Below are 15,837 nucleotides of genomic sequence, written 5' to 3'. Positions count from 1 at the left end.
TTATTTCTGTTCGATGGTGGAGGTCGGCGGCAGGCCCGGCGCGGCGGTGGCGCCGGGGGCGGTCGACAAGAGCTTTTCGATCTGGATGGCGGCCAGCTGCTGCTCGTACTGGGCGGCGATCAGCTCGTTGCGCGCGCTGCGCAGCACGCGCTGGGCATCGATGAAGTCCAGGATGCCGCGCTCGCCGAAGCGATAGGCGGACTCGGCCACGCCCAGCGCCGACTCGGCCTCGCGCACGATGCCGGACTCCAGCGCGGTCACCTGCGCCTGCGTGATCTCGTACTGGCGGTAGGCCGATTCCAGTTCCTGCGTCAGCTCGAACTCGCGCATTTCCAGCGCGCTCTGCGCCTGCGTCGCCTGCGCGGTGGCCTCGCCCACGGGACCGCGGCGGCGGTCCCACAGCGGGATGGTCATGACCAGGCCGATCTGCGAGACGTTGTTGTCGGGCTGGCGGTCGGTGCTGGCGCGCACCGCCACTTCCGGCCAGCGCAGCGAGCGCTGGTAGTCGACGCCCAGGCGGGCGCGCTCCAGCTCCGTGCGGCGCTGGACCAGCTCGGCATTGCTCGCGGCCATGGTGTCGCGCAGCACCGGCAGCGGCGGCACGTCCGGCGACTGTCCCAGCGTGCCGTCCAGCGAGAACTGGCCCGGCATGGCGCCGCCGACCTGCTGGCGCAGCGCGGCCTTGGCCTGGTTCACGCGCAGCTCGGCGGTCTGCTGGCTCTTCTGCGAGGCCAGCAGCTCGGTCTCGGCCTTGATCAGTTCATAGCGCGGCGCTTCGCCAACCTCCACGCGCAGGCGTGCGCGCGAATGGATCTGCCGCATCATCGCCAGGTCTTCTTCCGCGGCATGCAGCTCGCTTTCGCGGCGCAGCACGTCGTAGTAAGAGGTCTTGACGCGCGCGGCGAGGTCGGCGCGGAAACCCTGGCGGGCCGCCTGCGACGACTCCAGGCCGCGCGAGGCCATGGCCTCGCGCAAGCTGCGCTGGTGCGGGTAGTCCAGCTTCTGCACCACGGCGTAGCTGGGCGCATTGCCGCTGGTCACGCCGGGCTGCTTGCCGGACAGCCGGCCGTACATCACCTCGACCTGCGGATTGGGATAGGCGCGCGCGCTGCTGATGGCGGCGCTGGCAGCATCGACATTGGCCTCGGCCGCGGCGACGCCCTTGTTGGTCGACTGCGCCATGTCGAGCAGCTGCGGCAGCGAGAAAGCGGGTCCGGCCGCGGTACCCGCGGGGCGTGCGGATGCCGCCTTGGGCACGGCCGTGGACGCAAGCAGCTCGGCGCCGGGAGTGAGTGCCGGGGCGGCGGAAATCTTCGCGGAAGGCTTGGAGAGCGGTGCGGCCGGGGCGGCGGGCGTGGTGCCCGCTGCCCCCGCGGCCTTCGCCGGGGCGGCGCCCTGCTCACCGGCATGGGCCTGGGCAGCGGCGAACGCGAGCAGCGAAAGCGACGCGATCAGGGTCAGCTTAGTTGTTGTCATGAGTCCGGAATGCAAGCAATACGACGCCTGCGCCATGCCGCCGCGCGCCCCGGCGCGAATCACGGCTGGGAATCACGGCGGGACGGACCACGGCAGCGGCTTACCCGCGCGCGGTAGCGGCGGGCAGGCTGGCGTTATCAGGCAAGGGGGCGCGGCCCGCGGCACGGCAGCTGCGGAGGCAGCGCGTGCGCGCGGGGGAGCGGCAAGGCGTGGAACGCCCGGCGCTCAGGAGCGGGTTATTGGCGGCCGGAAGAAGGCCGAAGGCGGCGGTTCGGCGCGGCCTGGGGGATATTGCGCGACATCCCCGGCGGGCAGCAGCAGCTTCACCGGGGGCAAGGCAATGAGGGCACTGGATTCTTCGATTTCGTCCAGCAGGTCCAGCGGGTCGAGCAGGTCGGCCGACCAGATATTGCAATACCCGGGCGGCGGGTCCTCGCAGATGTCGTCGTCATGCAGCCCATCGTCGCCGGGCACGATGACGCGACCCATGTCGTCCACCGACTGCAGCGCGGCCAGTTCGGTACTGGCCTGGACCTGCGGCTGCACCGACGTGCGCGCGTCCGCCACCGCTCCAAAGGAGAGCAGTGACAGGCACATGGCAGTCAGCAGCAGGAACAACAATCGCATGGGTCGGGGGCTTGGAGCACGGGGCGGAAGCGCCCTTTCGGACGGGCACCGGCCGTGCTGCGGGACAGCATTGTAACGTAACGATTACGATTGACAGAGAATCGTTACGTTCGTTCCGCAATGCAGCGAAAAGATGCATATCAATAGCGCGATTTTACCAGCAGATCGTTGAAAAGCCCGGGATAACCCTGAGCCAGGGTTTCGGACAGCCGCGGGTCTCAGAAGACCGGGCGGCCCTACACCACCCTGAACCCGTGGGTCCCGTCGCGCTCCAGTTGCGCGATCAGCCCGAACTCCCAGTCCAGGTAGCCCTGCATCGCCTCGCGCGGATTGTCGGTGCCTTCATACGGCCGGCGATAGCGGTCGGTGCGCTCTGACGCCAGGTGCGTCTCGCCGGACTCCAGCGGCAGCCCGGCCGCGATCCACGCCTGCGTGCCGCCTTCCAGCACCACCACTTCCGCATCGGTCAGCCGCTGCAGGTCGGCGGCGGCAAAGCGCGCGAGCAGGCTGGAGCCGCAAGTCAGCACATAGCGCCGCGCCTGCGGGATGCGCGCCAGCGCATCGGCCAGCTGAGCGCGGATGACGAAGTACGCGCCGGGGATATGGCGCTTGACGTAGTTGGCGCTGGCGGTGAAGTCGAGCACCACGGTGCTGCCGTCCGCGTCCTCGTCTAGCCACGCGGCCAGTTCGGCGGGTGCGACCGCCGGCACCGCTGGCGGCACCGGCACGTCTGCCGCCACCGCGCCGCTCTCGCCGCGCTCGGCCGCATCGGCCGGCTCCACCACCCAGACCTCCCAGCCCATCTGCGCCAGCCATGAACCGGTCATGCCGGCGCGCACGTCGTCGTCATCGGCCAGCACGATGCGCGCGCCGCGGACGGGGGCGTTGTGGTCGGTCTCCTGCACCAGCTGTCCGCCGGGCGCATTGACGAAGCCAGGCAGGTGGCCGTCGGCGAATTCCTCGGGCGTGCGTACGTCGAAGCGGTACACGGTGCGGCCAGGCTCCTCCAGCGATGCCAACGCCCCCAGCGCGATGCGGCGCACGCCGGCGCGGTCGGCGATCTCGCGCGCGCCGCTGCGGGCGCTGTCGCGGTTGCCGCTGCTCACTTCGGCGGGCGCACGGCGGCTGGCGCCGTGGTCGAGCTGCTGGCCCGCCAGCGTCCAGCCGATGGTGCCGTTGCGCAGCGCCGCAACCGGGTTGGGAATGCCGGCGTTGACCAGCGACTGCGTGCCGATGATGCTGCGCGTGCGGCCGGCGCAGTTGACGATCACCCGCGTGCGCGGATCGGGCGCCAGCTCGCGCACGCGCAGCACCAGTTCGGCGCCGGGCACGCTGGTGGCGGTGGGAATGCTCATGGTCTGGTACTCGTCGAAGCGGCGCGCGTCGACGATCACCGCGTCGGACTTGCTGTCGATCAGAGCCTGCACTTCCTCGGCGGACAGGGAGGGCGTATGGCGTTCTGCCTCGACCACTTCGCCGAACGACTTGCTCGGCACGTTGACGTCGCGGAACACCTCACCGCCCTCGGCGATCCAGGCGGCCAGGCCGCCTTCAAGCCGGTGCACGTTGGTATAGCCCAGCGTTTGCAGCACCGCCGCGGCGCGCGGCGCCAGGTCTTCCCCGGCGTGCTCGCCGTAGACCACGATCAGCGTATCGCGGCGCGGGATGCGCGGCCACGCTTCCAGCTCAAGCTTCGACAGCGGGAAGTTGGCGGCCCACAGCGGATGCGCCTGCGCGAAGGGGTCTTCCTCGCGCACGTCGATCAGTGCGATCTCGGCGCCGGCCAGCAGGGCCTGGCGCACCTGCGCGCGAGTGAAGGTGGGGATCGCCGTGGCGGCGGCTTGCGTGGCGTGCTGGATGGTCATGACTTCCGGTCTTCGCGGGAACGGTCCCACAGGTTAGGCAGGGTCCGGTTGGAATACCCGGAGATAAAGGGCTTGCGCGTGCCGTCCTCGGCGTAGACCGAGCGGCGCACCGCGCCGATATTGGCGCCGTACACATGGATGCTGACCGAGACGCGGTCGTCATGCACGTTGTTGACGCAATGGATGTCGCCCACGGCCGGCGACACGGCTTCTACCTGTCCGGGCAGCAGCCGCACCGGCTCGCCATGCGGCACGGGGCGGCCTTCGGCGTCGAGCACGAAGGGCTGCGAGTCCTCCGCGCCGCGCAGCATGCCGATCAGGCCCCATACGGTGTGGTCGTGGATGGGCGTGCGCTGCCCCGGGCCCCAGACAAAGCTGACGATCGAGAAGCGCTCGCCGGAATCGCAATGCAGCAGGTGCTGCTGGTAGTACTCGGGGTGCGGCTCGGCCCACGCCTCGGGCAGCCAGTCGTCGCGTGCCACCAGCCGCGCCAGCAGCGCCCCGCCCTCGCGCAGGATGCGCGGCTCGTCGGGATGCTGGTCCAGCAGCGCGGCCAGGCCGGTGATGAAATCGCGCAGCGGTGCGAGCCCGCTGGCTTCGGGGGAACTGCTCATGGAATGCCTCCGGGGGTGGTTCTGTATTCGGGCCCTCTGCGGGGCGCTGCCGCTGCAAACATAACACGGCGCGGCGCCCGCGTTCATGCCAGCACTGCATGCCCCTACAGCCCCAGCTGGTGCTTGCCGGCAGCGACCAGGATCGAATCGTTCTGCGGCGTATGGATGCGGCTGCACAGCACGTCGCGATAGTGCCGCTCGAGCGGATTGTTGCGGCTCAGGCCGTGGTTGCCGGCAAGCTGCAGCGCCAGTTCCACCGCGCGAATCGCATTGCCGGTCACGGTGAACTTGAGCAGGCCGCTGTCGGCGGTGGCAGGTGGCGCATTGCCGTCGGCGCGCGCGGCGGCATCGTCGAGCAGCACCTGGTTGGTCCGCAGCAGCGCGGCGATCTCGCCGATGGATTCCTGCACGCGCGGCAGCGTCGCCAGCGGCGCGCCCAGGCTGCCGGGTGCCCGCTCGCGCACGAAGCCGCGCACCCACGACCCGGCGGCGCGCGCCACGGCGTCATAGAGGCTGCCGAGCAGCACGGTCATCCACGCCTGCTGGTCGGCATTGGCGTCGATGTCGGCCTGGCTCGCACCCGCCGGCGCCCACGCGGCGGGCGGGCGGATATCGACGGCGTGGTCGGGCGGGATCCAGATATTGTCGAGCACGGTCTCGTGGCTGCCCGAGGCGCGCAAACCCAGGTGGTTCCAGTTCTCCACGATGCGCACCCCGGCCACGCCCGCGGCCGGCCCCGGCACCAGGAACACGCCCACGCGCGGCTGCGGCTCGTCGGTGCGTGCCCATACCGCCAGCCAGCGCAGCGCGGGGATGCCGGTGCTGTACAGCTTGCGGCCGCTCAGGCGCCAGCCATCGCCGACCTGCGTGGCGATGGTGGCGGGCAGGCCGCCGCGCGCAGGGGAGCCGAGCTCGGGCTCGACTCGCAGCGCGTTGATCAGCGCCCCGTCCTGCACCGCATCGGCAAAGACCTGCGCGCGCACCACATGCGGCCAGTGCGAATCGGGGCGCGCGATGGCGCGATGCTGCAAGTAGGTCATGGTCAGCACCAGCGCCGTGGCCGGGTCGCCACCGGCGACGGCCGCGATGATGCGGCGCGCCTGCGCCAGCCCTGCCCCGCCGCCGCCGTAGTCGCGCGGCACCACCTGCGCGATCAGGCCTTGCGCGTGCAGCTGCGCGAAATTGTCATGCGGAAAGCTGGCGGCGGCGTCGTGCGCGGCGGCGCCGGCGGCGAAGCGCGCGGACAGTTCGGCCAGCACTTCGCCAAGGCGCGCGGCGCTGGCGGGCAGGCGGCGCAGGGAAGACGTCGAAGACATGGAACGGAACTCCGGGAGGGATGGCTGGCAATGCGGGCAACTTGCTGATGCTTGAGCCGATTGCCGCGAATGCCGCATAGCGTAGCGCCGCACCCGCGTTCCGGAAACGACGCTTACTGAATATGGTCCGTCGTTTTTATTCGTTAGTCGCCGCGCGCCGCTGGCGTACTTTGTTCCCCAGTCCATACAAGGCCCGGGCGGCAAGCCGCCGCCATCACCGAATCAGGAGCGTACGAATGAGCGTCGATTTCATCGGCATGATCCAGAGCCAGAAGCAGTCCGAGATCCATCCCCCTGCGGGCCCCGCGATCGACCGCGACTATGTGCGTGCCTTTGCGCAGGCGCACGAGCAGGCCGGCTTCGACCGCATCCTGGTGCCGCACCATTCGACCGGGCCGTCGGCCACGCTGACCATTGCCTATGCCGCGAGCGTGACCGAACGGATCCATTTCATGCTGGCGCACCGGCCCGGCTTTACCGCGCCGACGCTGGCGGCGCGCCAGATCGCCACGCTCGACCAGTTCAGCGGCGGGCGCCTGGGCGTGCATTTCATCTCCGGCGGCTCCGACAGCGAACAGCAGCGCGACGGCGATTTCCTCGACCATGACCAGCGCTACGCGCGCACCGACGAGTACCTGCATATCCTGCGCCGCATCTGGACCGAGCCGCAGCCGTTCGACCATGCTGGCGAGTTCTACCGTTTCACGCAGGGCTTTTCCGAGGTCAAGCCGTCGCAGCATCCGCATGTGCCGGTCTATTTTGGCGGCGCATCGGCAGCGGCCTTGCAAGTTGCCGGCAAGCACGCCGACGTCTATGCGCTGTGGGGCGAATCGCTCGACCAGGTGCGCGAGCTGACCACCCGCGTGCGTGCGGAGGCGGCAAGGCATGGCCGCACGGTGCGCTTCTCGGTCTCGTTCCGGCCGGTGCTGGCCGAGACCGAAGAGCAGGCGTGGGCCCGCGCCGACAGCATCCTGGAACGCACCCGCGCGCTGCGCGTGCAGGCCGGCTACAGCCGTGGCGGCCCGCAGCAGAGCGAAGGCGCGCGCCGGCTGCTGGCCGCCGCCGACAAGGGCGACCGTGTCGACCAGCGCCTGTGGACCGCGATCGCGCGCGAGACCGGCGGGCGCTCCAACTCGACCGGACTGGTCGGCACGCCCGAGCAGGTGGCGCAGGCACTGCTGGCCTATTACGAACTGGGCGTGACCACCTTCCTGATCCGCGGCTTCGATCCGCTGGAAGACGCCATCGACTATGGCCGCGAGCTGATCCCGCGCGTGCGCGAGCTGGTGGCGCAGCACGATGCCGCGCACCACGCGGAGCGCCGCGCCGCCTGAACACCCACAACAAGAATCGGGGAGTCTCACCATGAGCCAGAAGCACAACGACACCGACCCGCGCCGCCGCAGCGTGCTGCGCCTTGCCAGCGCCGCAGCCATCGCGGCGCCGGCGCTGATCCTCGGCCGCCAGGCCTGGTCCGCGCCGCGCAAGCTGACCTTCGCCTGGAACCAGAACTCGTTCTGCCTGACGCCGATCGTGGTGGCGCAGGAGAAAGGCTTCTTCGAGAAGAACGGGCTGCAGGTCGACCTGATCAACTACAGCGGCTCGACCGACCAGCTGCTGGAGTCGATCGCCACCGGCAAGGCCGATGCCGCGGTGGGCATGATCCACCGCTGGCTCAAGCCGCTGGAGGCAGGTTTCGACGTCAAGATCATCGGCAGCTCGCACGGTGGCTGCGTGCGGCTGGTGGGTTCGAAGGCCGCGGGCGTGACCGGCCTGCAGCACCTGAAGGGCAAGACCGTGGGCGTCAGCGACCTGGCCGCGCCCGGCAAGCACTTCTTCACCATCCTGCTGGCCAAGAACGGCATCGACCCGGACAAGGACATCACATGGCGCCAGTATCCGGCCGACCTGCTCGGCGTGGCGGTCGACAAGGGCGAGATCCAGGCCATCGCCGACGGCGATCCCAACCTGTACCTGCTGGAGAAGCGCACCAACGGCGCCTACGTGGAACTGGCCACCAACCTGACCGGCGAATATGCGCGCAAGGTGTGCTGCGTGGTCGGCGCGCGCGGCGAACTGGTGCGCAATGACCGCCCCGCCGCCGCGTCGCTGGCACGCGCCATCGTGCAGGCCACCGACTACGTCAACGAGAACCCCAACGAGGCCGCCAGGGTGTTCGCCAAATACTCGCCGAAGATCAATCCGGAAGACCTGCGCAAGCTGTACGCGACGCTGACCTACAACCATCACCCGACCGGCGCCGACCTGCGCGACGAGATCGCGTTCTACGCCGACGATTTCCGCCGCATCGGCGTGCTGAAAAAGACCACCGATGCCAATCGCCTGGCGCAGCATGTCTACGCCAACGTCCTGGGATAAGCGATGACGACAAGCCAACCTGCATTCGATGCGCGGCTGGCGCGCCAGCCGGCCGCCGCGGCTTCCGAAGTGCCCGCGCAGGATGCTGCCCCGGCACGCATCTGGCCCGTGGGGCTGCTCGCGGCGCTGGCATGGGCCGCCTTCGGCGCGCTGACGTGGCGCTGGCCCAACCACGTAGTGGGCTTCAGCGACTGGGCCTATACCGAGGAGCTCGGCCTGGCCGCGCTGGCGGCGGCCGCGCTGCTGGCGCTGCTCGCCTTGGGCGGCCAGCACGTGCGCGCGCTGCAACGGCCGCTGGCTGCGCTGCGGACCGCAGGCCCGTGGCTGGTGGCGGTGCCGGCGGTGCTGTCCGCATGGGAGATCCTGACCGCCAAGACCGCGGTCCTGCCGACGCCCTTCTTCGCGCCGCCGCAGGCGCTGATCGAGGTCTACGCCGATGACTGGCGCCGGCTCGGCGACAGCGTGCTCAACACGCTCAAGCTGCTGGGGCTGGGCGTGGCGTACGGCGGGCTGGTGGGCTTCCTGGTGGGCGTGTCGATCGGCTGGTCGCGGCGCATCGGCTACTGGGTGCATCCGGTGCTGCGCGTGCTGGGGCCGCTGCCTTCGACCGCGCTGCTGCCGCTGACGTTTTACTTCTTCCCGTCGAGCTATTCGGCGGCCGTGTTCCTGATCGCGCTGGCGACCGCCTTCCCGGTGGCCGTGCTGACGTGGTCGGGCGTCGCCGGCGTCAACAAGAGCTACTACGACGTGGCGCGCACGCTGGGCGCGTCCGGCTGGTTCCTGGTGCTGCGCGTGGCGATTCCGGCGGCGCTGCCGCAGGTGTTTGTCGGGCTGTTCATGGGACTGGGCGCGTCGTTCTCGGTGCTGGTGACGGCCGAGATGATGGGCGTGAAATCGGGGCTGGGGTGGTACCTGACCTGGGCGCAGGGCTGGGCCTCGTACGTGAATATGTATGCGGCGCTGATCGTGATGGCGTTGCTGTTTTCGGGGGTGATTACGTTGTTGTTCGTGGCGCGGGACCGGGTGTTGTCGTGGCAGAAGGGGACGGTGAAATGGTGAGCGTGGTCGAGCGGTTGAAAGCATCGAGATCTCACGTACGCCCGCAGAAGGCTCCCCTCTCCCGCGAGCGGGAGAGGGGAGTTAACGCGGCGGCGGGTGATGACTCGAACGTACTGACTGGGGCTCGCATCGATATCCGGCAGGTCAGCCACTGGTTCGGCCACGGCAACGAGCGCCTGCAGGTCCTCGACGACGTCGGCCTCAACGTCGCGCCCGGCGAGTTCGTCGCGCTGCTCGGCCCCAGCGGCTGCGGCAAGTCCACGCTGCTGCGCCTGGTCGCCGGCCTGGACCAGCCCACGTCGGGCGAGATTCTGCAGGACGGCACGCCCATCACCGAGCCGGACCCGTCGCGCATCGTGGTGTTCCAGGACCCCACGCTGTACCCGTGGCGCCGTGTCTGGGACAACGTCGCGCTCGGCTTGCAGGCGCAGGGCATCCTCGCGCAGCAGCGCCATCGCGTCGACGACGCGCTGCGCCGCGTCGGGCTGGAGTCGTTCGCGCGGGCCTTTCCGCACCAGCTCTCCGGCGGCATGGCGCAGCGCGTGGCGCTGGCGCGTGCGCTGGTCAACGATCCGCGCCTGCTGGTGCTGGACGAGCCGCTGGGCAAGCTCGATTCGCTGACGCGGCTGGCGATGCAGAGCGACCTGGTCGAACTGTGGCAGCGCTCGCGCTTCTCGGCGCTGCTGGTCACGCACGACGTGGAAGAGGCGCTGTTCCTGGCGCAGCGCGTGATCGTGTTCAGCCAGCGGCCAGCGCGCATCGCGGCGGAGCTGAAGGTCGACCTGCCCTACCCGCGCCATCGCGGCGACCCGCGCCTGACCGAACTGCGGCACGAAGCGCTGCGCCACCTGGGACTGGACGCGAGCTGGTAATGGCCCTTCGCAGCACCGGGCGAGCCGCGCCATGAGCCACCCGCCGCCCCAGGCGTGGCTGAACGCACTGCTTGTCCTGATCGAGAAATGCCAGCTGGGCCTGTTGTGGCTGTGGCATGCGCTGGGCCTGACCGGCACCAGCCATGGCCAGCCGGCCTGGCCGTGGGCGCGGCGGATTGCCGGCGAAACGCTGCTGATCGACCTTGCCCTGGCACGGCAGGTCGGCTTCAGCCTGTGCGCGCTCGCCTTTGCGCTGCTGGCCGTCGCCGTCGCCAGCGCCTGGCGCCGGGGCCGCCCCATGCTGCTCGCGGCAGCGCTGCTGGCCCTGCTGCTGGCGCCGTGGCCACGGGCCGCGCTGCTGCTCGGCCCGGCCAGCCCCACCAGCTTCCACGCCAGCCCTACCGGTTTTGCGGTCGACGCCATCGTGCTGGGGCAACGCGTCTACGCACAGCATTGCGCCGCGTGCCACGGCAATGACGGCCGCGGCGAAGGACCGCTGGCCGCCGGCCTGCCGCAATGGCCGCCGACGCTGGTCAGTCCCCTGCTCGCGCGCCGCGCCGATGGCGAGCTGTTCTGGCATGTGCTGTCCGGCATGCGCGACCGCCGCGGCCAGCCGACCATGCCGGGCTTCCGCAGCCAGCTTGCCGAGCGCGAGGCCTGGGCCGTGATCGACTACCTGAAGGCGTTGTCGGCAGCCAACAGTACCGAAGGGAACTGGCCGGTGCCGCTGCGGTTGCCGGAGATGGCCATCCGCTGCGGCGACGCCGCGCCGGTGGCGCTGTCGCATTGGCGCGGCGAGCAGCGCGTGCGGCTGGTGGCAGTGGACGGGATCGCCGCTACCCTGCCCTATGAAGACCCGCGCTTCCTGACCGTGCTCGTCACACCGGACGGCCGCGTGCCGGCGCAGGTGCCGCGCTTCCGCGCCGGCTGCACGGCAGCTTCCGCCCAGGCCTGGCAGGCACTGGCGGCGATTGCCGGCCTGCCGCCGGCACGGCTGGCCGGCACCCAGCTGCTCGCCGACGGCGCGGGATGGCTGCGCGCGCGCGGCACGCCGGGCAGCACGTGGTCCGATGCCGACCTCGTCTGCGTGTCCGGGCCGGCTGCCGCGACGCGGCCCCTGCCCGCCGGGATCGATGGCCTGACGGCGCTGTTGCTGCGCATGGACGCCGAGCCGGTTCGCTTCGTCAAGGGCGGTTTCATCCATTGAGCAGGGATTGTTCGCTGGCAGCGAATTCTGACTTTCCAGCCGCCGCCGCCATCGACCGCGCCCGGGACAGTACCCTCGGCTTCATGAAGGACAGCCTGGAACGCTGACATGTTGCGGTCAAGGATGGCGCCATGAGCGCCACGGGAAGTTCGCGGCCCCTGCAGGGCATCGCGCTGATGGTTGCCGCGGTGGCATGCTTCGCCGCGCTCGATACGATGACCAAGATCACCGGCGCCGCCGTGCCGGTGGTGATGGCGCTGTGGGTGCGCTACCTTGCGCAGGCGGCGCTGACCGGCGCGGTGCTGCTGCCGGCGCGCGGCCGCATCCTGCTGCGCACGCGCCGTCCATGGCTGCAGGCTACGCGCGCGGTGACGATGCTGCTGTCCAGCGCCTGCGCGTTCTTCAGCCTGCAGGTACTGCCGGTGGGCGAGTTCACCGCGGTGGTCAGCCTGACGCCGCTGGCGATCGCGCTGGCGGCCGCGACGCTGTTCGGCGAGCGCATGTCGGCGCTGCGCTGGCTCTGCCTGCTGGCCGGATTTGCCGGCGCGCTGGTGGTGATCCGGCCCGGCGCCGACGTGGAGCCGGCCATGCTGCTGCCGCTCGCGGCGGTCTGCCTCAATGCCGCCTACCAGTTGCTGACCAGCGTGCTGACCCGGACCGACGGCGCCGGCACCACGCATTTCTATACCGGCTGCATTGCCGCGGCACTGTTGTCGGCGGCGCTGCCGCTGGCGTGGACCTGGCACGTCGACGCGCTGCACTGGTGGCTGCTGGCGGGCATGGCGCTCGCCGGCTGCGCCGGGCACATGTTCCTGGTGCTGGCCTATGCGCGTGCCCCGGTCGGCGTGCTGACGCCGTATCTCTACCTGCAGATCGCCTTTGCCATGCTGGGTGGCTGGCTGGTATTTGGCTGGCTGCCCGATGCCTGGTCGCTGCTGGGCGTGGCGATGATCGCCGCCAGCGGCGTGGCCGGCACCGCGGTGGCGGCCCGCGAGCGCGCCTTGCCGGCACGGCCGGCGGCGCGGCAAGCGAGCGCGGCATAGGGTAGGGTCGCGGTATAGCGTCGCGGTATAGCGTTTTAGCGTGCCGCGAGAGCCGGGCCACCGGCGCGCTCTGCGGCCACGGGCACGCCGTTCGTCACCGCTTCCAGCCATTCCAGCGAGCGCAGCCCGTCCTGCGCAACCGGCAACGGGGGCGCCGCGCGGAAGCCATCGTTGAACACCTCCAGCGAAAGCGGGCCGCGATAGCCGGCCCGCAGCACGGCACGCGTGAAACCGACCACGGGCAGGTCGCCCTGGCCAGGGAAATTGCGGTGGTGGCGGCTCCAGGTGCGCACGTCCAGCGGCATGCGCGGCGCGTCGGCAAGCTGGACAAAGAAGATCCGTCCGGCCGGCACCGCATCGAGGCCATGCAGCGTGTCGCCGAGCGCCAGCGTATGGAAGCTGTCCAGCATCAGTCCCAGCGCGGGATGCCCGGCGCGCTGCACGATGTCCCACGCCTGCCGCCAGCGGCGCACATGGCGGCCCCAGGCCAGCGCCTCGTAGCCCAGCCGCAGGCCGCGGCGGGCCGCGGCTTCGGCCAGCGCGTGCAGGTCGGTGGCGGCGCGCGCGGCATCGTCGAGCGCCGCATCCTGCACGTTGCTGCAGACCAGCGCCAGGTGCACCCCGAGTTGCTCCATCGCATCGAACTTCCGCTCGGCGCGCGCCAGCTCCGCGGCGGACAGGCCGCCCGGCATGGCCTCGAAATCGCGCAGCGGCTGGTAGAGCAGGATCTGCAGGCCGAGGTCGGCGGCCATGCGCCGGACCTCGGCGGGCGTGCCGGGGAACTGCAGCAGGTCGTCCTCGAAGATCTCCACGCCGTCGAAACCGGCGTCGGCAGCGGCTTGCAGCTTCTGCGGCAGCGATCCCGACAAGGTGACGGTAGCGATCGATTTGCGCAGCGGAACAGGAAACAGGGTCATGGCGATCAGTCGAGGTAGCGGCTTGGATTTCCCAAGGTTATGAGCCATCATTGCCCGCAACAACCGTCATTCGCGCGCACGCGTGCGACAATCGCTCCAATGCAATCATCTATCGCGCGAAGCAAGGGTTAACCATGGAAAACGAACCGCTGAACCGGCGCGACTGGATCGCCGGGCTGGAGAAGGGCCTGGCCATCCTGGAGGCCTTCGACAACGACCATCCGCGCCTGACGCCCACGCAGGCAGCCGAGCGCACCGGCCTGACGCGCACTGCCGCGCGCCGCTACCTGCTGACGCTGGAGCACCTGGGCTACACCACCAGCGACGGCACGCTGTTCAGCCTGACGCCGCGCGTGCTCAAGGTGGGCTGGTCGTATTTCGATTCGGCGCGGCTGCCGCGCACGGTGCAGCCGTTCCTGCAGCAGATCACCGCGCAGCTTGGCGAGGCCGCCTACCTGAGCGTGCTCGATGGCTGGGAGCTGGTGTTCATCGCCCGCACCAGCACCAACCGCGTGATGAGCACGGGCTTCGTGCTGGGCGCGCGGGTGCCGGCACCGCTGGGGTCGGCGGGCGTGATGATGCTGGCGTCACGGCCGCAGGAACAGGTCAGGACCTGGCTGGAAAACGTGGTGCTGGCGCCCTACACGCCCTACACGATCCTGCAGCACGACCGGCTGCTGGAAGAAATCCGCAAGGCCGGCGCGCAGGGCTATGCGATGCTCGAGCAGCAGCTGCAGACCGGCGTGCGCGGCGTGGCGGTGCCGCTGCGCGATCGCCACGGCAAGGTGATCGCCGCGCTGTCGGTCAACATGCCGATCGGCGACGAGACCCCGCAACAGGCGCTGGACCGCGTGCTGCAGGTGCTGCAGGACACGGCGCTCCTGATCATGCGCGTGCTGTAGCGGCCTGGCCTTCCAGCGACGTCGCCAGCGCGTGCGGCCCTTGTGTCAGTTGCGCCTTCAGGAAGGCCAGGCACACGCGCATGCGCGCCGAGGCCGACGCCCGCGCGCTGGTCACGGCCCAGATGTCGGACGGATGCCGCCAGCCGGGCAGCACGCGCACCAGGTCGCCCGCCCGCACGGCGGCGGCCACGTCCCAGACCGACGCCATGATGATGCCGTAGCCCTCCAGGGCCCACTCGTGCGTCACGTCGGCAACATTCGATGCCATTGGGCCGGTGACTTTCGTGGTCTCCCAGCCGCCGTCCTGCCCCTGCAGCCGCCACACGCCGAAGGCCTGGTCGCGCTCGCGCAACAGCAGGCAGTCGTGGCGCGGCAGGTCTGACGGATGCTCCGGCATGCCGCGCCGCGCCAGGTAGGCCGGCGCCGCGCACAGCACGCGGCTGCCGGTGGCGATGCGGCTGGCGATCAGGTGCGGCTCCTGCACGTCGCCCACGCGGATATCGAGGTCGAACTGCTCGCCGATCAGGTCGACGCGGCGGTCGAGCAGTTCCAGCCATACCTCCAGCCCCGGATGCTGCTGCCGCAGCAGCGACAGCACCGGCGCCACGTGCCGCCGCCCCAGCCGCAGGCTGGTGGCGATGCGCAACTGCCCGCGCGCCTCGCCGCCGGCACCGCCGACGGCTTCCAGCATGCCATCCACGTCTTCCAGGATCTTCTGCGCCCACGCAAACGCGCTCTCGCCCTCGGCCGTGACGCTGACGCGGCGCGTGGTGCGGTGGAACAGCCTGGCGCCGAGCATGGCCTCCAGCATGGCGATGCGCTTGCTCACATGGGCCGGCGAAATGCCCGTCTCCTGGGCCGCGGCGATAAAGCTGGCGCGCCGCGCCACCGTGCAGAACAGACGCAGGTCGCGCAGGAACGGGTCATTGTTCGCGCTGGGCGCATGCTGAATTTCCATGGCAGTCGATGATGAGACGAGGGCTAAACGATAGGCTATCGGCCGTGGCCGCGCCAGCATCGCGGCCGACAGCAGACGTTACAGCAGACATGAAGGAGACATGATGAAGACCGTACTGGTGCTCAACGGACCCAACCTCAACCTGCTCGGCACGCGCGAGCCGGCCGTCTATGGCAGCGAGACGCTGGCCGATGTGGAACGCATCTGCCAGCAGGCCGCAGAACGGCTCGGGCTGCGGGCCGAGTGCCGGCAGACCAATCACGAAGGGCAGCTGATCGACTGGATCCACGAGGCGGGCAAGCTGTGCGCGAGCGGCGAGATGGCCGGCGTGGTGTTGAACGCGGGCGCGCTCACGCATACGTCGATCGCGCTGCATGATGCGATCAAGGGCGCGGCGGTGCCGGTGGTCGAGTACCACGTCTCCAACGTGCATGCGCGCGAGGCGTTCCGGCACAAGTCGTGGATTTCGCCGGTGGCGGTGGCGGTGATGGCGGGGCTGGGGGTGAAGGGGTATGGGCTGGCGGTGGCGGCGGTGGCGCAGGTGACGGGGATGGTTGCGGAATCCGCTTCCGCCTGACCGCTGCAGGCGGCGCACGCCGCGT

At 70.2% G+C, this 15,837-nt stretch carries 14 protein-coding genes and 1 pseudogene; 8 read left to right on the top strand and 7 right to left on the bottom strand.

Annotation, left to right across the window (positions count from 1 at the left end; genetic code table 11):
- The 5 genes from IPF36_RS01100 to IPF36_RS01080 form a co-directional block, all read right to left on the bottom strand.
- Positions 1-1,476, bottom strand: a complete 1,476-nt coding sequence (locus IPF36_RS01100; RefSeq protein ID WP_135702944.1) for a TolC family protein — start codon at positions 1,474-1,476, stop codon at positions 1-3.
- A gap of 225 nt (positions 1,477-1,701) precedes the next feature.
- Complete coding sequence (locus IPF36_RS01095) at positions 1,702-2,103, bottom strand: cobalt-zinc-cadmium resistance protein (protein WP_133094340.1); 402 nt, start codon at positions 2,101-2,103, stop codon at positions 1,702-1,704.
- Between the two features lie 236 nt (positions 2,104-2,339).
- On the bottom strand, positions 2,340-3,968 hold the full coding sequence (locus tag IPF36_RS01090) for a rhodanese-related sulfurtransferase (RefSeq protein ID WP_133094339.1): 1,629 nt from the start codon (positions 3,966-3,968) through the stop codon (positions 2,340-2,342).
- On the bottom strand, positions 3,965-4,582 hold the full coding sequence (locus IPF36_RS01085) for a cysteine dioxygenase (RefSeq protein ID WP_195427085.1): 618 nt from the start codon (positions 4,580-4,582) through the stop codon (positions 3,965-3,967). The genes IPF36_RS01090 and IPF36_RS01085 overlap by 4 nt, the downstream gene beginning before the upstream one ends.
- A gap of 104 nt (positions 4,583-4,686) precedes the next feature.
- Positions 4,687-5,898, bottom strand: coding sequence for an acyl-CoA dehydrogenase family protein (locus IPF36_RS01080; protein WP_133094337.1), 1,212 nt, complete (start codon positions 5,896-5,898; stop codon positions 4,687-4,689).
- Between the two features lie 236 nt (positions 5,899-6,134).
- Between IPF36_RS01080 and IPF36_RS01075 the strand changes: the two genes are divergently transcribed.
- The 6 genes from IPF36_RS01075 to IPF36_RS01050 all read left to right on the top strand — a co-directional run bounded on the left by IPF36_RS01075 (position 6,135) and on the right by IPF36_RS01050 (position 12,458).
- Positions 6,135-7,232 (top strand): LLM class flavin-dependent oxidoreductase, encoded by a 1,098-nt coding sequence (locus IPF36_RS01075; protein WP_135702947.1) that lies wholly within the window; start codon positions 6,135-6,137, stop codon positions 7,230-7,232.
- A gap of 31 nt (positions 7,233-7,263) precedes the next feature.
- On the top strand, positions 7,264-8,277 hold the full coding sequence (locus IPF36_RS01070) for an ABC transporter substrate-binding protein (RefSeq protein WP_135702948.1): 1,014 nt from the start codon (positions 7,264-7,266) through the stop codon (positions 8,275-8,277).
- A gap of 3 nt (positions 8,278-8,280) precedes the next feature.
- On the top strand, positions 8,281-9,336 hold the full coding sequence (locus IPF36_RS01065; protein ID WP_195427082.1) for an ABC transporter permease: 1,056 nt from the start codon (positions 8,281-8,283) through the stop codon (positions 9,334-9,336).
- The gene (locus IPF36_RS01060) at positions 9,330-10,208 is read left to right on the top strand and encodes an ABC transporter ATP-binding protein (protein WP_195427079.1); all 879 of its coding nucleotides are present in this window, start codon (positions 9,330-9,332) and stop codon (positions 10,206-10,208) included. The genes IPF36_RS01065 and IPF36_RS01060 overlap by 7 nt, the downstream gene beginning before the upstream one ends.
- Positions 10,209-10,239: 31 nt before the next feature.
- Positions 10,240-11,415 carry a cytochrome c gene (locus IPF36_RS01055; RefSeq protein ID WP_195427075.1) on the top strand — a complete coding sequence of 392 codons (1,176 nt, stop codon included), beginning with the start codon at positions 10,240-10,242 and terminating at the stop codon, positions 11,413-11,415.
- A gap of 131 nt (positions 11,416-11,546) precedes the next feature.
- Positions 11,547-12,458 carry a DMT family transporter gene (locus tag IPF36_RS01050; protein ID WP_135702951.1) on the top strand — a complete coding sequence of 304 codons (912 nt, stop codon included), beginning with the start codon at positions 11,547-11,549 and terminating at the stop codon, positions 12,456-12,458.
- A 68-nt stretch (positions 12,459-12,526) separates the two neighbouring features.
- Here the strand turns inward: IPF36_RS01050 and IPF36_RS01045 are convergent.
- A pseudogene (locus IPF36_RS01045) lies at positions 12,527-13,375 on the bottom strand (sugar phosphate isomerase/epimerase family protein); the annotation flags it as partial.
- A 134-nt stretch (positions 13,376-13,509) separates the two neighbouring features.
- On the opposite strand from IPF36_RS01045, the gene IPF36_RS01040 reads away from it, so the two are divergent.
- Positions 13,510-14,277 (top strand): IclR family transcriptional regulator C-terminal domain-containing protein, encoded by a 768-nt coding sequence (locus IPF36_RS01040; protein ID WP_133094330.1) that lies wholly within the window; start codon positions 13,510-13,512, stop codon positions 14,275-14,277.
- Here IPF36_RS01040 and IPF36_RS01035 read toward each other — a convergent pair.
- Complete coding sequence (locus IPF36_RS01035; RefSeq protein WP_133094329.1) at positions 14,261-15,235, bottom strand: LysR family transcriptional regulator; 975 nt, start codon at positions 15,233-15,235, stop codon at positions 14,261-14,263. The two genes, IPF36_RS01040 and IPF36_RS01035, sit on opposite strands and share 17 nt — an antisense overlap.
- Before the next feature lie 103 nt (positions 15,236-15,338).
- On the opposite strand from IPF36_RS01035, the gene aroQ reads away from it, so the two are divergent.
- A complete protein-coding gene (gene aroQ / locus IPF36_RS01030) occupies positions 15,339-15,812 on the top strand; it encodes a type II 3-dehydroquinate dehydratase (protein ID WP_195427132.1) in 474 nt (157 codons plus the stop codon).
- Positions 15,813-15,837: the final 25 nt, after the last annotated feature.

This window comes from Cupriavidus sp. IK-TO18, from assembly GCF_015549295.1.
GTDB classification, from domain to species: domain Bacteria; phylum Pseudomonadota; class Gammaproteobacteria; order Burkholderiales; family Burkholderiaceae; genus Cupriavidus; species Cupriavidus oxalaticus_A.
The sequence above is the reverse complement of the archived record's forward strand: the minus strand, read 5'-3'. Positions and strand labels throughout refer to the sequence as shown.

Excerpts from the sequence above, each read along its gene's own strand:
- IPF36_RS01100 (WP_135702944.1), bottom strand. The coding sequence starts at position 1,476 with ATGACAACAACTAAGCTGACCCTGATCGCGTCGCTTTCGCTGCTCGCG.
- IPF36_RS01095 (WP_133094340.1), bottom strand. The coding sequence starts at position 2,103 with ATGCGATTGTTGTTCCTGCTGCTGACTGCCATGTGCCTGTCACTGCTC.
- IPF36_RS01090 (WP_133094339.1), bottom strand. The coding sequence starts at position 3,968 with ATGACCATCCAGCACGCCACGCAAGCCGCCGCCACGGCGATCCCCACC.
- IPF36_RS01085 (WP_195427085.1), bottom strand. The coding sequence starts at position 4,582 with ATGAGCAGTTCCCCCGAAGCCAGCGGGCTCGCACCGCTGCGCGATTTC.
- IPF36_RS01080 (WP_133094337.1), bottom strand. The coding sequence starts at position 5,898 with ATGTCTTCGACGTCTTCCCTGCGCCGCCTGCCCGCCAGCGCCGCGCGC.
- IPF36_RS01075 (WP_135702947.1), top strand. The coding sequence starts at position 6,135 with ATGAGCGTCGATTTCATCGGCATGATCCAGAGCCAGAAGCAGTCCGAG.
- IPF36_RS01070 (WP_135702948.1), top strand. The coding sequence starts at position 7,264 with ATGAGCCAGAAGCACAACGACACCGACCCGCGCCGCCGCAGCGTGCTG.
- IPF36_RS01065 (WP_195427082.1), top strand. The coding sequence starts at position 8,281 with ATGACGACAAGCCAACCTGCATTCGATGCGCGGCTGGCGCGCCAGCCG.
- IPF36_RS01060 (WP_195427079.1), top strand. The coding sequence starts at position 9,330 with ATGGTGAGCGTGGTCGAGCGGTTGAAAGCATCGAGATCTCACGTACGC.
- IPF36_RS01055 (WP_195427075.1), top strand. The coding sequence starts at position 10,240 with ATGAGCCACCCGCCGCCCCAGGCGTGGCTGAACGCACTGCTTGTCCTG.
- IPF36_RS01050 (WP_135702951.1), top strand. The coding sequence starts at position 11,547 with ATGAGCGCCACGGGAAGTTCGCGGCCCCTGCAGGGCATCGCGCTGATG.
- IPF36_RS01040 (WP_133094330.1), top strand. The coding sequence starts at position 13,510 with ATGGAAAACGAACCGCTGAACCGGCGCGACTGGATCGCCGGGCTGGAG.
- IPF36_RS01035 (WP_133094329.1), bottom strand. The coding sequence starts at position 15,235 with ATGGAAATTCAGCATGCGCCCAGCGCGAACAATGACCCGTTCCTGCGC.
- aroQ (WP_195427132.1), top strand. The coding sequence starts at position 15,339 with ATGAAGACCGTACTGGTGCTCAACGGACCCAACCTCAACCTGCTCGGC.